Here is a 17,813-nt window from a genome sequence, read left to right as displayed (position 1 = left end):
GGTGGGCCAGCGTGGGGGATGGTCAAGGAATCGTATGGCAACGCATCCCGAAGCCAGACATGGGGATCAACACCGGGAACGGGGGGAGAAAGCACTGTGAAGAGAGTTCTGTTTGATGTGGCCGCCCTGATCTCCAGGGTGGTGCTCGGTGTGATCTTCGTGGCGCACGGCTGGCAGAAGTGGCAGGGCGGGCTGGGTGCCGCGGCGGCGGAGTTCCGGGAGATGGGCGTGCCCATGCCCGGGTTGTCCGCGGGATTCGCCGCCATCGTGGAGTTGATCGGCGGTGTCCTGCTGATCCTCGGCCTCTTGGTACGTCCGGTGGCGTTGCTGCTGCTCATTGACATGATCGGCGCGATCGTCTTCGTGCACATAGGACGCGGGGTGTTGTCGCAGAACGGCGGCTGGGAGCTGCCGGGGGCGCGGGGCGCGCTCGCTCTGATGCTCGCCGCGCTGGGCGGCGGCCGGATCGGCCTCGACGGCATCGTCAACACGATGTTCCGGCGCCGCAGGGAACGCCGGATCGCCGAGGACGACCTCGCCGCGCATCGGCCGGTCCGGCGCGCCGAGCCGACGACCGTCGTCACCGAGGAGCCCACGACGCAGCCCATGAGGGAGCCCACGACGCAGCCCACGACGCAGGTGCGGCCCGCGGGTGGCCCCACGACGCCGGCCAGGCCCGAGGGGGAGGCCGAGCAGCCCAACGTGCCGAGGCAGCCGGGCGCGCCGCGGCCCGGTCACCTCAACGACGAGGACATGAGGGACATCGACGCCCTGGTCTCGGACGAGCCGACCCAGCCGAAGCCGCCCAACCGCTGACGACCGACCCGGCAAAAGCCCTCTGACCGCTGAGGTCAGCGGCCGACCAGGTCGCGCAGGGCCTCGATCAGGCGGTCGACGTGCTCCTGCGTGCTGCCGATGCCGATCGAGGCCCGCACCGCCGACGCGGTGCCGTCCTCGCAGCCGCCGTCCGCCGTGCCCAGCAGGTGGCGGACGAACGGGTGCGCGCAGAACTTCCCGTCACGCACGCCGATGCCGTACTCGCCGGACAGCGCCTCGGCCACCTCCCGGGCCGAGTAGCCGTCCACCACGAACGACACGATCCCCACCCGCGGGTGGTCCTCGCCCCACAGCGACAGCTCGTGCACCCCCTCGATCGAGGCCAGGCCGGCGCGCAGGCGGGCGATCAGGCGCTCCTCCTCGCGTACCAGCTCGGTCCAGCCGGTGGCGGTGAGCGCGTCGCAGGCGGCGGCCAGGGCGATGGCGCCCAGCACGTTGGGGGTGCCCGCCTCATGGCGGGGCTCGGGGTCGTCGTGCCATTCGGTGGTCTCGCCCACCGAGCGCACCGCGCCGCCGCCCTTGAGGTACGGCTCGCCCTCGGCCAGCCAGTCACGCCGTCCGATCAGCACGCCGGCGCCGAAGGGCGCGTACAGCTTGTGGCCGGAGAAGGCCACGTAGTCCAGGTCGAGCGCGGTCAGGTTGAGCCTGCGGTGCGGTACGAGCTGGGCGGCGTCCACCAGGATCCGGGCGCCGTGCCGGTGGGCGATGTGGGCGAGGGCGGCGATCGGCCACAACTCGCCGGTGACGTTCGAGGCGGCGGTGACCACGAGCAGCTTGGGGCCCTCGATCCCGGCCAGCGCCTCGTCGGCGGCGCGGACGGCCTCACCGGGGAAGGCGGGGGGCGCGAGGCGTACGGACCGCTCCCAGGGCAGCAGCGAGGCGTGGTGCTCGGAGTCGAAGACGACCACGGTCGTGCCCTCGGGCAGGCAGCGGGCCAGCAGGTTGGTGGCGTCGGTGGTGTTGCGGGTGAAGATGACGGCGTCGTCCGGGCGGGCGCCGACGAAGGCCCTGACCGTGTGGCGGGACTGCTCGTACCGGGCGGTGGTGAGCTGGGAGGCGTAGCCCGCGCCGCGGTGGACGCTGGAGTAGGCCGGGAGCGCGGCGGCGACGGCGGCGCTGACCGGCTCAAGACAAGGGGCGCTGGCGGCGTAGTCGAGGTTGGCGTAGCTGACCAGGCGGCCGCCCTTGACCGGGACCTCCAGGTCGGCGCCGAGCACGGCGGGGATCAGCCGTCCGGAGGGGGCGGAGGTGGCGGCGGGGGCCTCGACGGCCTGGGCGGGCAGCGAGTTGAAGATCGTCAGCGTGGACATGGCACGGCTCCTCACGGGGTCGGTCGGACCCCTGGGAACAGCCACGGAGCCCGCGCTTGCCCGCCACACCTCGTGACGGACCAGGTCTTCACCCGGGGCACCCCGCCGCGGACGCGAGGGTTGCCGGCCAGCTAGCCGGGGCTTGTCGCTGGCACTCATGACCTACGACCGCACTATAACCGACACCCGGGCATCATTCGCAAGCCCAGCAGGTCAGCACGTCTCATAAGATGAAATAGTGCGCTTTGATCCCTGGAATCCGGATTTCGTCGCCGACCCTTACCCGGCTTACGACGAGCTGAGGCGCGAGGCGCCCGTCCACTACTTCGAGCCGTCCAACCAGTGGCTGATCTCCCGGCACGCAGACGTGAACGCGCTGCTCAGGGACCGGCGGCTGGGCCGCGACTACACCCACGTCGCCACCCACGAGGAGTTCGGCCGGCAGCCCGAGCCGGAGTTCCAGGAGCCCTTCTGGCGTGTCAGCAGGAACGGCATGCTGGAGGTCGAGCCGCCGGACCACACGAGGCTGCGCCGGCTGGTGTCCAAGGCGTTCACGCCGCGCATGGTCGAGTCGCTGCGCCCCCGCGTACGGGCCATCGCCGAGGGCCTGATCGACGCGTACGTCGAGAAGGGCGGCGGCGACCTGATCGCCGAGGTCGCCGAGCCGCTGCCGGTCACCGTGATCGCCGAGATGCTCGGCGTCCCCGAGCAGGACCGCCACCTGCTGCGCCCGTGGTCGGCCGACATGTGCGGCATGTACGAGCTCAACCCCGACCTGGACACCCAGCACAAGGCGGTGCGCGCGGCCGAGGAGTTCGAGTCCTACCTCAAGGACCTGGCCCGCGAGCGCGTGGCCAACCCCGGCGACGACCTGGTCAGCGCCCTGGCCGCGATCCCCGAGCTGACCCCGGACGAGCTGGCCGGCACCTGCGTCCTGCTGCTCAACGCGGGCCACGAGGCCACGGTCAACGTCACCGGCAACGGCTGGCGGGCCCTGCTCAAGAACCCCGGCGAGCTGGCCCGGCTGCGCGCCGACCGTTCGCTGCTGCCGACCGCCATCGAGGAGCTGCTGCGCCACGACACCCCACTCCAGCTCTTCGAACGCTGGGTGCTGGAGGACATCGAGGTCGACGGCGTGCGGATCCCGCGCGGCTCGGAGGTCGCCTGCCTGTTCGGCTCGGCCAACCGGGACCCCGAGGTGTTCGAGGACCCGGACCGGCTCGACCTGGGCCGGCCGGACAACCCGCACATCTCCTTCGGCGCGGGCATCCACTTCTGCCTGGGCGCGCCGCTGGCCAGGATCGAGCTGACGGAGTCGTTCAACGCGCTGCTGGACCGCGTGGGGACGATCGAGCTGCGCTCGGAGCCGGTCTACAAGCCCGGGTTCGTCATCCGCGGCCTGCACTCGCTCGACCTCGACGTCACCGGCTCTGGCTGAGCCACCCGAACCCGCCGAGCCCGGCCGGATCGATCAGCTCCGCCTCCTCCGAGGCCCTCGACAGGGCGCGTACGTAGGCGCGCGGATCGGTGTGCGCCAGGTCGACCGGCGGGCGGGTGCCGGTGAGGCCCAGCGTCCGCAACACGTTGCGCTGTGTGGACAAGGTTGTGGATATCGCGCCGGCCCGCCGCCCGGCCTCGGCGCATGCGTCGAGGGCGACGTGGGCGGTGATGTCGCAGGTCCCGTCGGGGATCGGGGTGACGACCGAGCCGTCGCGGTAACCGGTCAGCGTGCCGCAGAGCGGTCGGTTATCCACAGGGTGTGCATAATCCACGGCTATCGCCCGGCCGCGGGCGAGGCGTACCAGAACGGAGGCCCAGGCGTCGTCGCGGGGGCGGCCGATCTCGGCGCGGGTGCCCACGTGGTGCAGCGGCCACCAGCGGTCGAGCCATTCGCGGTCGGCGGGCCGCAGCGGGCCGCCGAGGCGCTCCTCGCCGGTCCGGGTGTTGACCATGACCAGGCGGGGGCCGCCGGAGGTCTGCTCGGCCACGTCGAGCGGGATGTTGTCGAGCCACTCGTTGGCGATGGCCAGGCCGGTGATGCTGGTGGGCAGCGTGCGGCTCCACTCCACCTGCTCGGGCAGACCGGCGGGCCTGGCGGACAGGTCGACGCAGGTGACCCGGAGCCGGTCGCGCAGGTCGGGCCCGGCCGCCGCGAGCACGCGGCCGACCAGCACGCCCTCGCCTGAGCCGATGTCGACCAGGTCGAGCGGGTCGGGGGCGCCGAGCTCGGAGTCCACCTCCGTCAGCAGGGCCAGGACCGCCTCCGCGAACGCGGCCGAGGCTCCGACCGAGGTGCGGAAGTGGCCCGAGGGGCGTTCGCGGAGGTAGAAGCCCTCCTCGCCGTAGAGCGCGCGTTCGGTCGCGGCGCGCCAGGTGAGCCACATGCAGGGACTATCTCACGATTCGACGTGACGACACGCAGAGTCAATGATTGACTACTCTTGGTCGTTACATTGCGCTAACGTTTACGCACTGTCACAGAGCGACTGCGTTTCGCCCGTCCGCGGTAAGCGGCGAGCCGGATCGCTCCACCAAAAGCATTGCGGCCTCTTCGGCCGCATACTGAGAGGAGCCCCCCGTGAAGAAGACTCTGGTCATGGCAGGTGCCATCGCCCTGCTGGCCCTGGCCGCCCCCGCGTACGCCGACGACGTCACCCACGGCAACAACGGCATCCTGACCGGCAGCCCGATCCACCTCCCCATCACCGCCGTCGTGCCCGTCTGCGGCAACAACATCGGCATCCAGGCGGTGCCGATCAACGGCTGCCAGGGGAGCCCGAACACCGCGGTCTACAGCCGCTGAGGCAGGGAGAGCCCGGACCGCTCGCGCGCGGTCCGGGCTCTGATCCCGGCCGGTCAGTCGGCGGATGACCGGCCGGCGCACCTCCAAGAGGTCGCATCCAGGCGGGCGTCGGGTTGTCAGGACTCGGCGCCCGCTGTCATGCGTGGACCCCTCTCCTCATCTCTTTCGACAGGGGGTGCACCATTCGTATGCCCCTGTCGCATTTGTCGTTAACTCAACGCGCGGCAAAGCGGCGGTCACGCCGGAACGCCTGGTGACTGCGACCGTCCCGCCGCCGGTTACGCTGGTCGGCAGTGCCATCACGGTCGACAGGGGTGAGACGTCATGGACGCAGCTGATCGCCCGGCACGGCTGACTGTCGGCGTGCTCGGGGCGGGCAAGGTCGGCTCCGCGCTCGGCGCCGCGCTGACCCAGGCCGGACACCGGATCGTGGCCGCGAGCGGGGTGTCCGACAGGTCGCGGAGATGGGCCGCCGACCGGCTCGGGGTCGACCTGGCGCGGCCCGACGAGGTGGTGGCCGCCGCGCAGCTCATCCTGCTGACCGTTCCCGACGACGCCCTGCCCGACCTCGTCGCCGGGCTGGCCGGTACGGGCGCCGAGCTCCAGGGCAAGCTGCTCGTCCACACCAGCGGCGCCTACGGCCTGTCGGTGCTCGACCCCGCCGCGAAGGCGGGCGCGCTGCCGCTCGCGCTCCACCCGGTCATGACGTTCACCGGCCGGGACGACGACCTCAACAAGATCACCGGCATCTCGTTCGGCGTGACCGCGCCCGAGACGCTGCGTCCCGTCGCCGAGGCCCTGGTGATCGAGATGGGCGGCGAGCCGGTCTGGATCGCCGAGAGCGACCGCGCGCTCTACCATGCGGCCCTGGCCAACGCCGCCAACCACATGGTCACGCTCATCGCCGAGTCCGAGGAACTGCTGGGGCGCATCGGCGTCGAGCACCCGGGCCGGATGCTGGGCCCGCTGCTCGGGGCGGCGCTGGACAACGTGCTGCGGCTGGGCATCGCCGGTCTGACCGGGCCGGTCGTCCGGGGCGACGCCGGTACGGTGCGCAGACACGTCGACGCGCTGATCCTGGCCGCGCCCGAGGCCGCCGACGCCTACATCGCGCTGGCCCGGCTCACCGCCGACCGGGCGCTGGCCGCCGGGCTGCTCAAACCGGAGGAGGCGGAGCGGCTGCTCGACGCGCTTGGGGGCAATATATGGACCTGACCGTCGGGTGTGGAGGGCAACAATGGATCTGATCGTGGCCGGCAACCGGGACGACCTGGCCAAGGCTCGGGGCACGGGCACAGTGGCCCTGGTCCCGACCATGGGCGCGCTCCACGACGGTCATCGGTCGCTGATCAGGGCCGCGCGTGCCCGTGCCGACCAGGTCGTGGTCAGCATCTTCGTCAACCCTCTGCAATTTGCGCCAAACGAGGATTTTTCACGCTATCCCCGTACGTTTGATGCCGACCTTGAGGTGTGCCGGGCCGAGGGGGCCGACGTCGTGTTCGCGCCGTCGGCCGTGGACATGTACCGCCCCGACCGCCAGGTGAGCGTCTGCTCCGGCGAGATGGGCACGATCGTCGAGGGCGCCTCCAGGCCGGGCCACTTCGACGGCGTGCTGACGGTGGTGCTCAAGCTGTTCAACCTGGTACACCCCGACCTGGCGATCTTCGGCCAGAAGGACGCCCAGCAGCTCGCCGTGATCCGCCGCATGGTGGCCGACCTCGACCTGCCGATCGAGATCGTCGGGGCCCCCACCGTACGCGAGCCCGACGGGCTGGCCCTGTCCAGCCGTAACCGCTACCTGTCGGCCGGCGAACGCACGGTCGCGCTGGCCCTGTCGCGTGCCCTGCGGGCGGGCGCCGCCGAGCTGACACCGTCCGCGATCCGGGCCACCGCGCGGGCCGTGCTCGACGCGGCCGGGCCCGAGCTCGACCTCGACTACCTGGCGCTGGTCGATCCGGCCACGTTCAAGGAGGTCGGCGACTCCTACGCGGGCTCGGCCGTCCTCGCCGTGGCGGCCAGGGTGGGCACCACCCGGTTGATCGACAACGTCGTCCTGAGCCTGCGTCCCTGATCCGTACGGCCCCCGGGGCATGTCCACGCTGCGCCAGGCGTTATCGTCATAGTGACGAAATCGCCTCAGTGAGGAGACCCCCATGAGTGCACCGGCGATTCCCCTGCGTCTGACGGCCCCCGAGCCCGGGTGGACCGTCGAGGCGGACGTGGTCGTCGTCGGCTCCGGCGTCGCGGGCCTGACCGTGGCCCTGCGCCATGCCGAGCTGGACCCCACGGCCAAGGTCCTGGTCGTGACCAAGGACGTGCTGTCCGCCGGCTCCACCAAATGGGCCCAAGGGGGCATCGCGGCAGTGCTCGACCCGCGTGACACCCCCGAGGAGCACCTGAGCGACACGCTGGTCGCCGGGGTCGGGCTGTGCGACACCAAGGCCGTACGGACGCTGGTGACCGAGGGGCCCGGCGCGCTGCGGCGGCTCATGGCGCGCGGCGCCCGGTTCGACCGCAATCCCAACGGGGAGCTCCAGCTCACCAGGGAAGGCGGCCACCGGCGCCGCCGGATCGTGCACGCCGGCGGCGACGCCACGGGCGCGGAGGTGCAGCGTGCGCTGGTCGAAGCGGTGCGCGCCGGGTCGATCGAGGTGATCGAGCACGCGCTGGTGCTCGACCTGCTCAAGGACGCCCAGGGGCGCGCCAGGGGAGTGACCCTGCACGTCATGGGAGAGGGCGCGCGCGACGGCGTCGGCGCGGTCCGGGCGCGGGCGGTGGTGCTGGCCACCGGCGGCATGGGCCAGGTCTACGCCGCGACGACCAACCCGGTCGTGTCCACCGGCGACGGCGTGGCGCTCGCGCTGCGGGCCGGGGCGGTCGTGCGCGACCTCGAATTCGTCCAGTTCCACCCCACTGTGCTGTGGCTGGGCGAGGGCTCGACCGGCCAGCAGCCGCTGATCTCCGAGGCGGTCAGGGGCGAGGGCGCCTTCCTGGTCGACCACGAGAACAACAGGTTCATGCAGGGCGTGCACGAGCTGGCCGACCTGGCGCCGCGCGACGTCGTGGCCAAGGCGATCACCAGGACGATGCTCGAGACCGGCCGCGACCACGTCTTCCTCGACGGCCGCCACTTCGGCAGGGTGAAGTGGGAGAGCCGTTTCCCCACCATCTACGCCGTCTGCCGCGAACACGGCATCGACCCGGTCACCGAGCCGATCCCGGTCTCCCCGGCCGCCCACTACGCCAGCGGCGGCGTACACACCGATCTGTCCGGCCGTACCTCGATCGAGGGCCTGTACGCGTGCGGCGAGGTCGCCTGCACCGGCGTGCACGGCGCGAACCGGCTGGCCTCCAACTCCCTCCTTGAGGGCCTGGTCTTCGCCGAGCGCATCGCCGAGGACATCCACCGCACGCGTCCCGAGCCGGGCGAGCCGGTTCCGGCGCGGGTCGCGACGGGCCTGGTGGACCCCAGGGTCAGGCCCAGGCTCCAGGCGCACATGAGCGCCGGCGCCGGGGTGCTGCGCAGCCGCGCGTCGCTGCAGGCCACGTCGAAGGCGCTGCGCGACGCGCTCTGGACGCCCGTCGCGGTGCCGGCCTGCACCGAGTCCTGGGAGGCGGCCAATCTGCTCACCGTCGGCGCCGTCCTGACGGGCGTGGCGTCGGCCAGGCTGGAGACGCGCGGCTCCCACTGGCGCGAGGACCACGAGAACCGGGACGACAATGAGTGGCTGGGCCACCTGGACGTGACCCTGACCGAGGAGGGCCTTCGCATGACGTACACCCCGCACGGCGAGGCGATGCCGCCGCGCCTGGCCCAGGAACTGGCCGCCGCCGGGCTCGACCCGGCCGAGGTCGACGCGCTGATCGACCGCGCGCTCGCCGAGGACCTCCAGGAGGCGGGCGACGTGACGAGCCTGGCCACGATCCCGTCCGGGCAGCGTTCGACCGCCGACGTGGTGGCCCGCAGGGACGGCGTCGTGGCCGGGCTGGCCGTGGCCGAGGCGGTCTTCGCCCGGCTGTGCGGCGGGCGGGCCGAGCGGCGGGCCAAGGACGGCGAGCGGGTCGCGGCCGGCGACGTGCTGATGACGGTCGAGGGCCCGACGCGGGCCGTGCTGACCGCCGAGCGCACCGCGCTCAACCTGCTCACGCACCTGTCCGGGGTGGCGACGCTGACCGCCGGCTGGGTGGCCGCGATCGAGGGCACGCGGGCGCGGGTGCGCGACAGCCGCAAGACCCTGCCGGGTCTGCGGGCCCTGGAGAAGTACGCCGTGCGCTGCGGCGGCGGCGTCAACCACCGGATGTCGTTGTCGGACGCGGCCCTGATCAAGGACAACCACGTCGTGGCGGCCGGCGGGGTGGCCGAGGCGTTCCGCGCGGTCAGGGAGCGCTATCCCGACCTGCCGATCGAGGTCGAGATCGACCGGCTCGACCAGCTCGGGCCGGTGCTGCTCGAGGGCGCCGCGGAGATCCTCCTGGACAACTTCACGGTCGAGGACACCGTACATGCCGTACAAATCGTGAAAAGTCGGGCGAAAAACAGGGTTGCGCTTGAAGCGAGTGGGGGATTGACCTTGGAATCGGCTCGTGATGTGGCTGAAACTGGCGTTGACTACCTTGCGGTGGGAGCGCTCACCCACTCGGCGCCGGCCCTGGACATCGCACTGGATTTGCGGGGGTAATTAATGCTGCTCACGATCGACGTCGGCAACACGCACACGGTGTTGGGGCTGTTCGAGGGCGAGGACGTCATCGAGCATTGGAGGCTGGCCACGGACGCCCGCCGCACCGCCGACGAGATCGCCGTCGTGCTCCAGGGGCTGCTGGCCCAGTCACCGCTGCTCAAGGGCACCGACGTCAGCGGCATCGCGATCTGCTCGACCGTGCCGAGCGTGCTCAACGAGATGCGGGAGATGTGCCGCCGCTACTACGGCGACGTCACGGCCGTGATCGTGGAGCCCGGCGTGCGCACGGGTGTGCCGGTCCGCATGGACAACCCGAAGGAGGTCGGCAGCGACCGCATCGTGAACGCCCTGGCCGCCATCGACCAGTACGGCGGCCCGTGCATCATCGTCGACTTCGGCACCGCCACCTCCTTCGACGCCGTCTCGGCCAAGGGCGAGTACGTCGGGGCGGTCACCGCCCCCGGCATCGAGATCTCGGTCGACGCCCTGGCCGCCGCCGGCGCACAGTTGCACAAGGTGGAGCTGGTCAGGCCGCGTTCGGTGATCGCCAAGAACACGGTCGAGGCGTTGCAGGCCGGCATCATCTACGGCTTCGCCGGCCAGGTCGACGGCATCGTCGAGCGTATGGCCGCCGAGCTGGCCGACGACCCCGACGAGGTGACCGTCGTGGCGACCGGCGGGCACGCGGCGCTGGTGGTCGGCGAGTCGCGTTCGATCGACGTGCACGAGCCGTGGCTGACCCTCATCGGCCTGCGCCTGATTTATCACCGGAACACCGCTTAGAACGTGACAACCGGTAGAACGTGACAAGCGGCCCCCGCTCGGGATGGGGGGCCGCTCGCCGGTCGTGGTGTCACCTGCCGGGATCACTCGTCCTCGGCCGTGTAGAGGTAGCTCCAGGGGCCGCACTTCGTGGCGAAGCTGCCCTGCTCGGAGACCTGGCAGACCTTGGCCCGCAGGGTGAAGACGTCGTTCTCCTCGAAGTGGAACTTCTTGTAGCCGGGGAAGCCGCAGTACTTCTTGGTGTAGACCGTGGACCAGTCGCCCTCGGAGTCCTCGGCCTGGAACTTCACGTACCCGCACTTGCCGCCCTCGTCGTAGTCACGGTCGTCCAGGTCGTAGAGCCTGCCGCTGACGTGGACCTCGTTGGACTCGTCGTCGTCCCACTCGACGCTCACCTGGCCCTGAGCCTTGGCCAGGTGGTACTTGGCGTACACCGGGCCCCAGGAGCCGGAGTAGTCGTCGAAGTCGGCGGTGCTGGCGCTGGCGGCCGTAGGAAGCGACAGGGCCACGGCGCTGGTGGCGGCGATGGCGAGGATGCCCGTCGCGATCTTCCTGATCATGATGTCTCCCGGAGCTCCCCTCGGGCCGGCTCCCTGCCGGCTACCCCCTGAGCTCGTGAGTCATTGGTACAAAAGGGTCCTTGCAGCGCCCCTGCAGGGAACCGTCACGAGCGCTTGCAGTTCGCCGTATCCCCTACGCTTTGTTGTTGTGAGCGAGGAACTTCCAGAGCAGATGCGCATCCGGAGGGAAAAGCTCGACCGCCTCCGCAGCGAGGGCGTCGACCCTTACCCGGTGAACTTCCCACGTACGGCGACCAACGCCGAGGTCAGGGAGAAACACCAGGGCCTGGAGCCCGACACCGCCACCGGCGAGACGGTCGCGGTCGTGGGGCGCGTCATGCTCAACCGCGTGGGCGGCAAGCTCTGCTTCGCCACGCTCCGCGACGGCGGCGACGACCTCCAGGTCATGATCTCGCTCGACAAGGTCGGCGAGGAGTCCCTGGCCTCCTGGAAGCGCGACGTCGACCTCGGCGACCACGTCGGCGTGATCGGCGAGGTCATCACCTCGCGCCGCGGCGAGCTGTCGATCCTCGCCGACAGCTGGCAGATCACCGCCAAGTGCCTGCGCCCGCTGCCGGAGAAGCACGTCGGGCTCACCGACCCCGAGGCGCGGGTGCGCCAGCGCTACGTCGACCTCATCGTCAACGACGAGGCCAGGAAGATGGCCCGGGTGCGCAGCGCGACCGTGCGCGCGGTGCGCGACTTCTGGCACGAGGAGGGCTACCTCGAGGTCGAGACCCCGATGTTGCAGCCCATCCACGGCGGCGCGACGGCCCGGCCGTTCAAGACCCACATCAACGCCTACGACATGGAGCTCTACCTTCGCATCGCGATCGAGCTCTACCTCAAGCGGCTGGTGGTCGGCGGCATCGAGAAGGTCTTCGAGATCAACCGCAACTTCCGCAACGAGGGCGCCGACTCCACGCACAACCCCGAGTTCACCATGCTCGAGGCCTACGGCACCTACCTCGACTACAACGACATCGCCGACCTGACGCAGCGCATGTACCAGAAGGCCGTCATGGCCGCCCTGGACACGTCCGTGGTCGTGCACGACGGTGTCGAGATCGACCTCGGGATGGAGAAGTGGCCCCGGGTCAGGCTCTACGACCTGGTGTCCGACGCGGTCGGCGAGGAGATCACGACCGAGACCACCCTTGAGGAGCTGCGGAAGATCGCCGACCGCCGCGAGGTCCACTGGGACCCGAAGTGGGGCTCGGGCAAGCTCGTCCAGGAGCTCTTCGAGGCGCTGGTCGAGCACACCCTCGTCCAGCCGACGTTCGTCATGGACTACCCGCTGGAGACCTCGCCGCTGGCCCGCCTCCACCGCGACAACCCGCTGCTGACCGAGAAGTGGGACCTGATCGGGTTCGGCACTGAGCTCGGCACCGGCTACTCCGAGCTCAACGACCCGATCGACCAGCGCCACCGGCTGATGGAGCAGTCGCTGCTGGCCGCGGGCGGCGACCTGGAGGCCATGCAGCTCGACGATGACTTCCTCCAGGCCCTTGAGTACGCCATGCCGCCCACGGGTGGCATGGGCGCCGGCATCGACCGGATGATCATGGCCTTCACCGGCAGGAACATCCGCGAGACCATCCTGTTCCCGCTGGTCAAGCCCACTCACTGAGCCATCGCCCACCGCCCCGCGTCCGACGCGCGGGGCGGTCAGGGCAGCAGCACCAGACGGCCGCGCAGCCCGCCCTCCGCCTGGCGCGCGTGGGCCTCGGCGACCTGCTCCAGCCCGTACGTCTCGGCCACCCGCAACGTCAGCCGACCGGCCTCGACCAGGCGTACCAGCTCCGCCAGCTGGTAGGCGTCCGAGCGGAAGAAGACGGTGGCCACGTCGGTCCCGCGCAGCGCCACCGGCGCGACCCCGGCAGACAACGCCACGAACGCCCCGCCGTCCCGTACGGCGTCGAGCGCGGGCAGGCCCAGCACCGCCGCGTCCACGACGGCGTCCACGCCCCCGGGGACCAGAGCGCGCACCGCCTCGGCCAGTTCCTCCTGGCGGGGGACGAACCATTCCGCCCCGAAGTCCCGTACCACCTCCTCGTCGGCGGCGCCGGCGGTGGCCACGACCCGGATGCCGTGCTCGGCGGCCAGCTCGACCAGGTAGCCGCCGACGGCTCCCGCCGCGCCCGTGACCAGCAGCGTGCCGCCGGGGCCGACGCCGGCTCGGTCGAGGGCCTGCCAGGCGGTGAGCCCGTTGAGCGGCAACGTGGCGGCCTGGGCGGCGCTCACGTTCCTGGGGGCGCGGGCCACGGCCGAGGCGTCCAGCACGACGTACTCGGCCTGCGCCTTGTACGGCAGCTCCAGCCGCGCGCACAGCCCCACGACCTCCTCGCCCACGCCGAAGGTCGTCCCCGGGCCCACCTGGTCCACGGTCCCCGCCACGTCGAAGCCGATCCCGTACGAGTCCCGCTTCCTGGCCAGCCCGTACGTGACCAGAGCCCCGGCGGCCACGGCCAGGTCGAAGGGGTTCACCCCGGCCGCCGCCACCTTGATCCGTACCTGGCCGGGCCCGGCCTCCGGCACCGGCACTGTCACGAGGAGGGGGGCGCCGGAACCGCCGATGATCGCACGCATGTTCGTCATGGCCGTGACCCTAGGAGGGGTTACTCTCTCTTGGTAAGAAGGCACCTGAAGGTGCGTAACATACGGCGAGGAGCGAGACCCGGTGGCGACGACGACGGCGGCGCAGCGGCGTGACCAGGACAGGCTGGCCTTCGACGCCTACTTCGCCGAATGCCCCTCCAGGAAGCTGCTCGACCGCCTCAGCGACAAATGGGTCACGCTGGTGCTCAGCGCGCTGGCCCGCGGCGAGTGCCGCTACAGCGACCTGGCCAGGCGCATCGCGGGCGTCAGCCAGAAGATGCTCACCCAGACCCTGCGCGGCCTCGAACGCGACGGCCTGGTGGCGCGCCGGGTCACGCCGCAGGTGCCGGTGCGGGTGGACTACGCGCTCACCCCGCTGGGCGAGAGCCTGATGCCGCTGGTGGCCGCCATCAAGAGCTGGGCCGAGGAGTACATCGAGGACGTCGAGGCCGCCCGCGAACGTTACGACGCTACCGCCTGAGCCGTACCGGCAGCCGGGCGAGGCCGCGCAGCACCACGTTCTCCTTGTACGGCGGGTCCGGATCGGCGGCCTCCATCTTGGGCGCCGCCGCGGCCAGCGCGGACAGCGCGATCTCGCCCTCCATCCTGGCCAGCGTCGCCCCCAGGCAGAAGTGCGCGCCGAGCCCGAAGGCGAGGTGCCGCCCCGGCTCGCGGCCGGGGTCGAACCGGTCGGGATCGGCGTACGCGGCCGGGTCGCGATTGGCCGCGCCGATCGGCACGAGCACGGCCGAGCCCGCGGGCACCGGCCGCCCGCCCAGCTCCCTGTCCTCCAGAGCGATCCTGGAGGTGAGCTGGACCGGCGGGTCGAAGCGCAACACCTCCTCGACCACCTCCCTCGGCCGCTCGGCGGCGCGGTGCAGCAGGCCGTGCCGCAGCAGGTTCAGCACGCCGTTGGCGATGAGGTTGACGGTGGTCTCGTGGCCGGCCACGAGCAGCAGCACGCAGGTCGCCAGCAACTCGGCCTCGGTGAGCTCCTCGACGTGTGCGAGGGCGCTCAGGAGGTCCTCGCCGGGACGCTCGCGCCTGAGCGCGATGAGGCCGCGGAAGTAGTCGCGGAACTCGACCCTGGAACGGTCCGTTTCCGATCTGAGGGCGTCTGTCAGCACCGGGTCAAGTCCGCGGGCAAGTGCCTCGCTCCACCCGCGGAAGCGGTCGTGGTCCTCGGGCGGCACCCCGAGCATCTCGCTGATCACCTTCACCGGCAGCGGGTAGGCGAAGCCGGAAATCAGGTCCGCCTCCTCCGGCAGACGCCCGATCAGGTCGGCGGTGATCGCCTCGATCCGGGGCCGGAGGCGTTCGATCATGCGGGGGGTGAACGCGCGGCTGACCAGTGCACGCAACCGGGTGTGATCGGGCGGGTCCATGAGCAGGAACGACCTTCCCGGCTGACCAGGCTCTTCGCCGGCCGGCGCGGACGTTCCGTGACCGAACCCGGGATCGCGCAGCACGGCCGCGCACAGTTCATATGTGGTGACGACGAGCAGCCCGCCGCGCGTTTCGAAGATCGGTCCGGCGGCCCGAAGCTCGCGATATCGGTCGTACGGATCGCGCACAAATTGCGGATCCGAGGGATCAAAACCCAAGAGATCGGTAGCGTTCATCGACTGTGGGCCCGGCTTTCCGAAAAGATCGTTTGGACCGTGCATAGTGGGCCGTGACGTGCCGACATATGGCGAGTACGTCACATATAAGCGATCATGTCAATAGCACTGGTCAAGGGCGGCCATTGTCACGCTTGACGACCTTTCCAGGATGCGTTTACCTTCACCGAGACGAGCGGCTTTGCTCCGACTGAAAGGTCCGAGTTCTGCTGTTGGGGGGGAGGGCTCCCGGTGGATGTGCTCACTGAAGGCGTAGAGCTGAGCCATGCGGATTTGGCGTTACTGGCCGAGCTGGCCAGAGGAGTTACCGTCGACCGGGTCGGCAGACGGCTGGATATCAGCGGAAGGACCGTGCGCCGGAGACTGAGGTGCATCTGCGACCGGATCGGCGTGGCCACGGCGATCGAGGCCGTGGCCTGGGCGGCGCGCCGCCAGCTCATCTAGCGGCTTCATCGGGCGGCGCGCCGGGCCACGGGCCCGGCGCGTTCCGCGATGCGAACACCCCGCTCGGTTCGCGTCGCGAACGTCCGTCCGGTCAGTCCGCGATGCGGACGGCGCCGGCGAACGGCCGCCTTCCCATCGGGGCGACCCGGACGACGTCGCCCGTCTGCGGGGCGTGGACCATCATGCCGCCGCCGATGTAGATGCCGACGTGGTGCAGGTCGGTGTAGAAGAAGACCAGGTCGCCAGGACGTAGCTGGTCACGCGAGACGTGCGTGCCGGCCGTCCACTGGTCGCCGGTGTAGTGGGGGAGCGAGATGCCCACACGCTGGTACGCGGCCATCACCAGGCCGGAGCAGTCGTAGGAGCTGGGCCCTTCGGCGCCCCACACGTACGGCTTGAGCTGCTGGGTGAGGGCCCACTTGGCGGCCTGGGCGGCCTCGGCGCCGCCGATGACCGGCAGGTTGACCCGTACGGCGCGCGAGCCCGGGCGGCCGGCCTCGCCGATGGCCCGCCGGTAGAGGTTGCCCTCGACCTTGGAGACCAGCTTGGTGATCTTCGAGCGCTTGCTCTCCAGGTCGCTGACGATCTTCTGGACCTCGGCGATGCGGGTCTTGGCGCCGGCCCTGGCCCGCTCGGCGGTCTCCATGGCCTGGGCGAGCTGGTTGACCTCCTCGCCCTGCTGCTGCTCCAGCGCGTACGTGGTCGCGGCGCGGTCGAGGAAGGTCTCGGGGTCGTCGGACTGGGCGAAGGCGAGTGCCCGGTCCAGGCCGCCGGTGATGTAGGCGTTCTGGGCGAGCTGCGTGGCCTTGGCGCGCTTGGCGGCCAGGTCGGACTCGCTGTTGGCCAGCGTCTTCTGGGCGGAGTCGTTGGCCTTCTGGGCGGACTTGAGCCGTTCGCGCTGACCGTTGTACTCCTCGGACAGCGTCTCGATCTCCTCGTGCAGCTTCTCCACCTTGTCGGCGAGCTCGGAGAGCGGCGGCTTCGGGTCGGCGGCCGCAGAACCGACGGGGACGGCGAACAGGAGCGCGGCGACGGAGACGCCGATGACGCCGAGGCGGCGGGAGCGCCTGGCCTGTTCCCGGGGGCGGGCGTGTCTGCCCGCCGGCTTCCCCTCACGGTCGAGCGTGCGCTTCACCAACCAAGCCCCTCTCATCGACGCCGGCCGGGTTAGCTGACGGGTTCGGGCCGGAGCAGCCCTACCGAGATGATCGGATTCACCCCAAGTGGTGGCGCGAGGTGCTCGCCACCGATGGTTCCCCGGCTTCCCTCGCGGGAATTGGGCGTGTCTTTCCGCGCGCATTACGCGGAGAACATCGTCGCTGGACACTAATGCACTCCGGGTTCGCGCTCAACCGGAACTGCCGACTCTGTAGAGGTTTCACAACTGAAGGGTCACAAGGTGATCTCGTGGGTAGCCGTACGGAAGCGGGCTTCTGCCCTGTTTGTCCAAAATTCTGGAGGTCGAGGACTGGAGGAAAGCTCCAAGTCAGACCGTGTTTGCGTGACCACGAGATGTGATGAGATGCCCGAGACGTGGGATTTAGGGCCGAGCCGTAATGAGATCTGTACCCTGGATAGCCATGGAGCAGGTGGCCGAAGTGGCAGTCCCCGAGACCGCGGTCGTGGTCCGGCGCGCGCGCACGCCCGACGTGCGCGCGGTCAGGCGTCTCGTGGACACCTACGCGGGTGCGGGGCCGCGGCTCCTGGAGAAGGCCACGGTCACGCTGTACGAGGACGTCCAGGAGTTCTGGGTGGCCGAGAGGGGCGGGGAGGTCGTCGGCTGCGGCGCGCTCCACGTTCTCTGGGAGGATCTCGCCGAGGTTCGTACCGTGGCCGTCGATCCGGCGTGCCGGGGAGCGGGGGTCGGGCACCGGATCGTCTCGGCGCTCGTCCGGCAGGCGAAGGATCTGGGGCTGCGGCGTGTATTCTGTCTGACTTTTGAGGTCGACTTCTTCGCGAGGCACGGTTTCCGCCCCATCCAGGGCACACCGGTCTCACCCGAGGTCTACGCCGAGTTGCTGGCCTCGTACGACGAGGGTGTGGCGGAGTTCCTCGACCTGGAACACGTCAAGCCGAACACCCTTGGCAACACCCGCATGCTGCTGCATCTGACATCGGGTGACGCGGACCTTGACCACATGGAAAGGTGATTGTTGATACCTATGTCGATACGT

The 17,813-nt window shown here is 70.5% G+C and carries 17 protein-coding genes and 2 riboswitches; of the genes, 11 read left to right on the top strand and 6 right to left on the bottom strand.

The features are described 5' to 3' along the window. Window positions 1-96 precede the first annotated feature (96 nt). Window positions 97-816, top strand: a complete 720-nt coding sequence (locus DMB42_RS53575) for a DoxX family protein (RefSeq protein WP_260478131.1) — start codon at window positions 97-99, stop codon at window positions 814-816. Window positions 817-851: 35 nt separating this feature from the next. On the opposite strand, the gene DMB42_RS34960 is transcribed toward DMB42_RS53575, so the two are convergent. Further along, complete coding sequence (locus DMB42_RS34960; RefSeq protein ID WP_125641718.1) at window positions 852-2,147, bottom strand: aminotransferase class V-fold PLP-dependent enzyme; 1,296 nt, start codon at window positions 2,145-2,147, stop codon at window positions 852-854. 47 nt (window positions 2,148-2,194) lie between these two features. Continuing rightward, window positions 2,195-2,310, bottom strand: a riboswitch (SAM riboswitch). 75 nt (window positions 2,311-2,385) lie between these two features. Between DMB42_RS34960 and DMB42_RS34955 the strand changes: the two genes are divergently transcribed. Further along, on the top strand, window positions 2,386-3,585 hold the full coding sequence (locus tag DMB42_RS34955) for a cytochrome P450 (RefSeq protein ID WP_125641715.1): 1,200 nt from the start codon (window positions 2,386-2,388) through the stop codon (window positions 3,583-3,585). On the opposite strand, the gene DMB42_RS34950 is transcribed toward DMB42_RS34955, so the two are convergent. After that, window positions 3,569-4,531, bottom strand: coding sequence for an SAM-dependent methyltransferase (locus tag DMB42_RS34950; protein ID WP_125641712.1), 963 nt, complete (start codon window positions 4,529-4,531; stop codon window positions 3,569-3,571). The two genes, DMB42_RS34955 and DMB42_RS34950, sit on opposite strands and share 17 nt — an antisense overlap. 194 nt (window positions 4,532-4,725) lie before the next feature. Between DMB42_RS34950 and DMB42_RS34945 the strand changes: the two genes are divergently transcribed. The 5 genes from DMB42_RS34945 (at window position 4,726) to DMB42_RS34925 (ending at window position 10,415) form a co-directional block, all read left to right on the top strand. Then, window positions 4,726-4,950, top strand: coding sequence for a chaplin family protein (locus tag DMB42_RS34945; RefSeq protein ID WP_125641709.1), 225 nt, complete (start codon window positions 4,726-4,728; stop codon window positions 4,948-4,950). Window positions 4,951-5,274: 324 nt separating this feature from the next. Further along, the gene (locus tag DMB42_RS34940) at window positions 5,275-6,165 is read left to right on the top strand and encodes a Rossmann-like and DUF2520 domain-containing protein (protein ID WP_125641706.1); all 891 of its coding nucleotides are present in this window, start codon (window positions 5,275-5,277) and stop codon (window positions 6,163-6,165) included. Window positions 6,166-6,187: 22 nt separating this feature from the next. Next, window positions 6,188-7,021 (top strand): pantoate--beta-alanine ligase, encoded by an 834-nt coding sequence (gene panC / locus DMB42_RS34935; RefSeq protein WP_125641703.1) that lies wholly within the window; start codon window positions 6,188-6,190, stop codon window positions 7,019-7,021. An 82-nt stretch (window positions 7,022-7,103) separates the two neighbouring features. Continuing rightward, window positions 7,104-9,629, top strand: coding sequence for an L-aspartate oxidase (locus tag DMB42_RS34930; protein ID WP_125641700.1), 2,526 nt, complete (start codon window positions 7,104-7,106; stop codon window positions 9,627-9,629). Window positions 9,630-9,632: 3 nt separating this feature from the next. Further along, window positions 9,633-10,415, top strand: a complete 783-nt coding sequence (locus tag DMB42_RS34925) for a type III pantothenate kinase (RefSeq protein ID WP_125641697.1) — start codon at window positions 9,633-9,635, stop codon at window positions 10,413-10,415. A gap of 83 nt (window positions 10,416-10,498) precedes the next feature. On the opposite strand, the gene DMB42_RS34920 is transcribed toward DMB42_RS34925, so the two are convergent. Continuing rightward, a complete protein-coding gene (locus DMB42_RS34920) occupies window positions 10,499-10,975 on the bottom strand; it encodes a hypothetical protein (RefSeq protein ID WP_125641694.1) in 477 nt (158 codons plus the stop codon). 172 nt (window positions 10,976-11,147) lie between these two features. On the opposite strand from DMB42_RS34920, the gene lysX reads away from it, so the two are divergent. Beyond that, complete coding sequence (gene lysX / locus DMB42_RS34915; protein ID WP_396984623.1) at window positions 11,148-12,605, top strand: bifunctional lysylphosphatidylglycerol synthetase/lysine--tRNA ligase LysX; 1,458 nt, start codon at window positions 11,148-11,150, stop codon at window positions 12,603-12,605. A gap of 38 nt (window positions 12,606-12,643) precedes the next feature. Here the strand turns inward: lysX and DMB42_RS34910 are convergent, their stop codons facing one another. Further along, entirely contained in the window at window positions 12,644-13,573 is a 930-nt protein-coding gene (locus DMB42_RS34910) for an NADP-dependent oxidoreductase (RefSeq protein ID WP_260478130.1), read from the bottom strand. 82 nt (window positions 13,574-13,655) lie between these two features. On the opposite strand from DMB42_RS34910, the gene DMB42_RS34905 reads away from it, so the two are divergent. Beyond that, window positions 13,656-14,054 (top strand): helix-turn-helix domain-containing protein, encoded by a 399-nt coding sequence (locus tag DMB42_RS34905; protein WP_125641688.1) that lies wholly within the window; start codon window positions 13,656-13,658, stop codon window positions 14,052-14,054. Here DMB42_RS34905 and DMB42_RS34900 read toward each other — a convergent pair. Continuing rightward, window positions 14,044-15,147: a cytochrome P450 gene (locus tag DMB42_RS34900; RefSeq protein ID WP_260478129.1), complete on the bottom strand. Its 1,104-nt coding sequence runs from the start codon at window positions 15,145-15,147 to the stop codon at window positions 14,044-14,046. The two genes, DMB42_RS34905 and DMB42_RS34900, sit on opposite strands and share 11 nt — an antisense overlap. A gap of 279 nt (window positions 15,148-15,426) precedes the next feature. On the opposite strand from DMB42_RS34900, the gene DMB42_RS34895 reads away from it, so the two are divergent. Then, window positions 15,427-15,639, top strand: a complete 213-nt coding sequence (locus tag DMB42_RS34895; protein ID WP_125641683.1) for a LuxR C-terminal-related transcriptional regulator — start codon at window positions 15,427-15,429, stop codon at window positions 15,637-15,639. 91 nt (window positions 15,640-15,730) lie between these two features. Here DMB42_RS34895 and DMB42_RS34890 read toward each other — a convergent pair whose 3' ends face one another. Continuing rightward, window positions 15,731-16,774 (bottom strand): C40 family peptidase, encoded by a 1,044-nt coding sequence (locus DMB42_RS34890; RefSeq protein WP_125641680.1) that lies wholly within the window; start codon window positions 16,772-16,774, stop codon window positions 15,731-15,733. A gap of 6 nt (window positions 16,775-16,780) precedes the next feature. Then, a riboswitch (cyclic di-AMP (ydaO/yuaA leader) is annotated at window positions 16,781-16,932 on the bottom strand. Window positions 16,933-17,219: 287 nt separating this feature from the next. On the opposite strand from DMB42_RS34890, the gene DMB42_RS34885 reads away from it, so the two are divergent. Continuing rightward, entirely contained in the window at window positions 17,220-17,789 is a 570-nt protein-coding gene (locus DMB42_RS34885) for an amino-acid N-acetyltransferase (protein WP_125641677.1), read from the top strand. The last annotated feature ends 24 nt before the right edge of the window (window positions 17,790-17,813 follow it).

The organism is Nonomuraea sp. WAC 01424 (assembly GCF_003947315.1).
GTDB classification, from domain to species: domain Bacteria; phylum Actinomycetota; class Actinomycetes; order Streptosporangiales; family Streptosporangiaceae; genus Nonomuraea; species Nonomuraea spiralis.
This window is presented reverse-complemented; position numbering and strand designations above follow the sequence as displayed.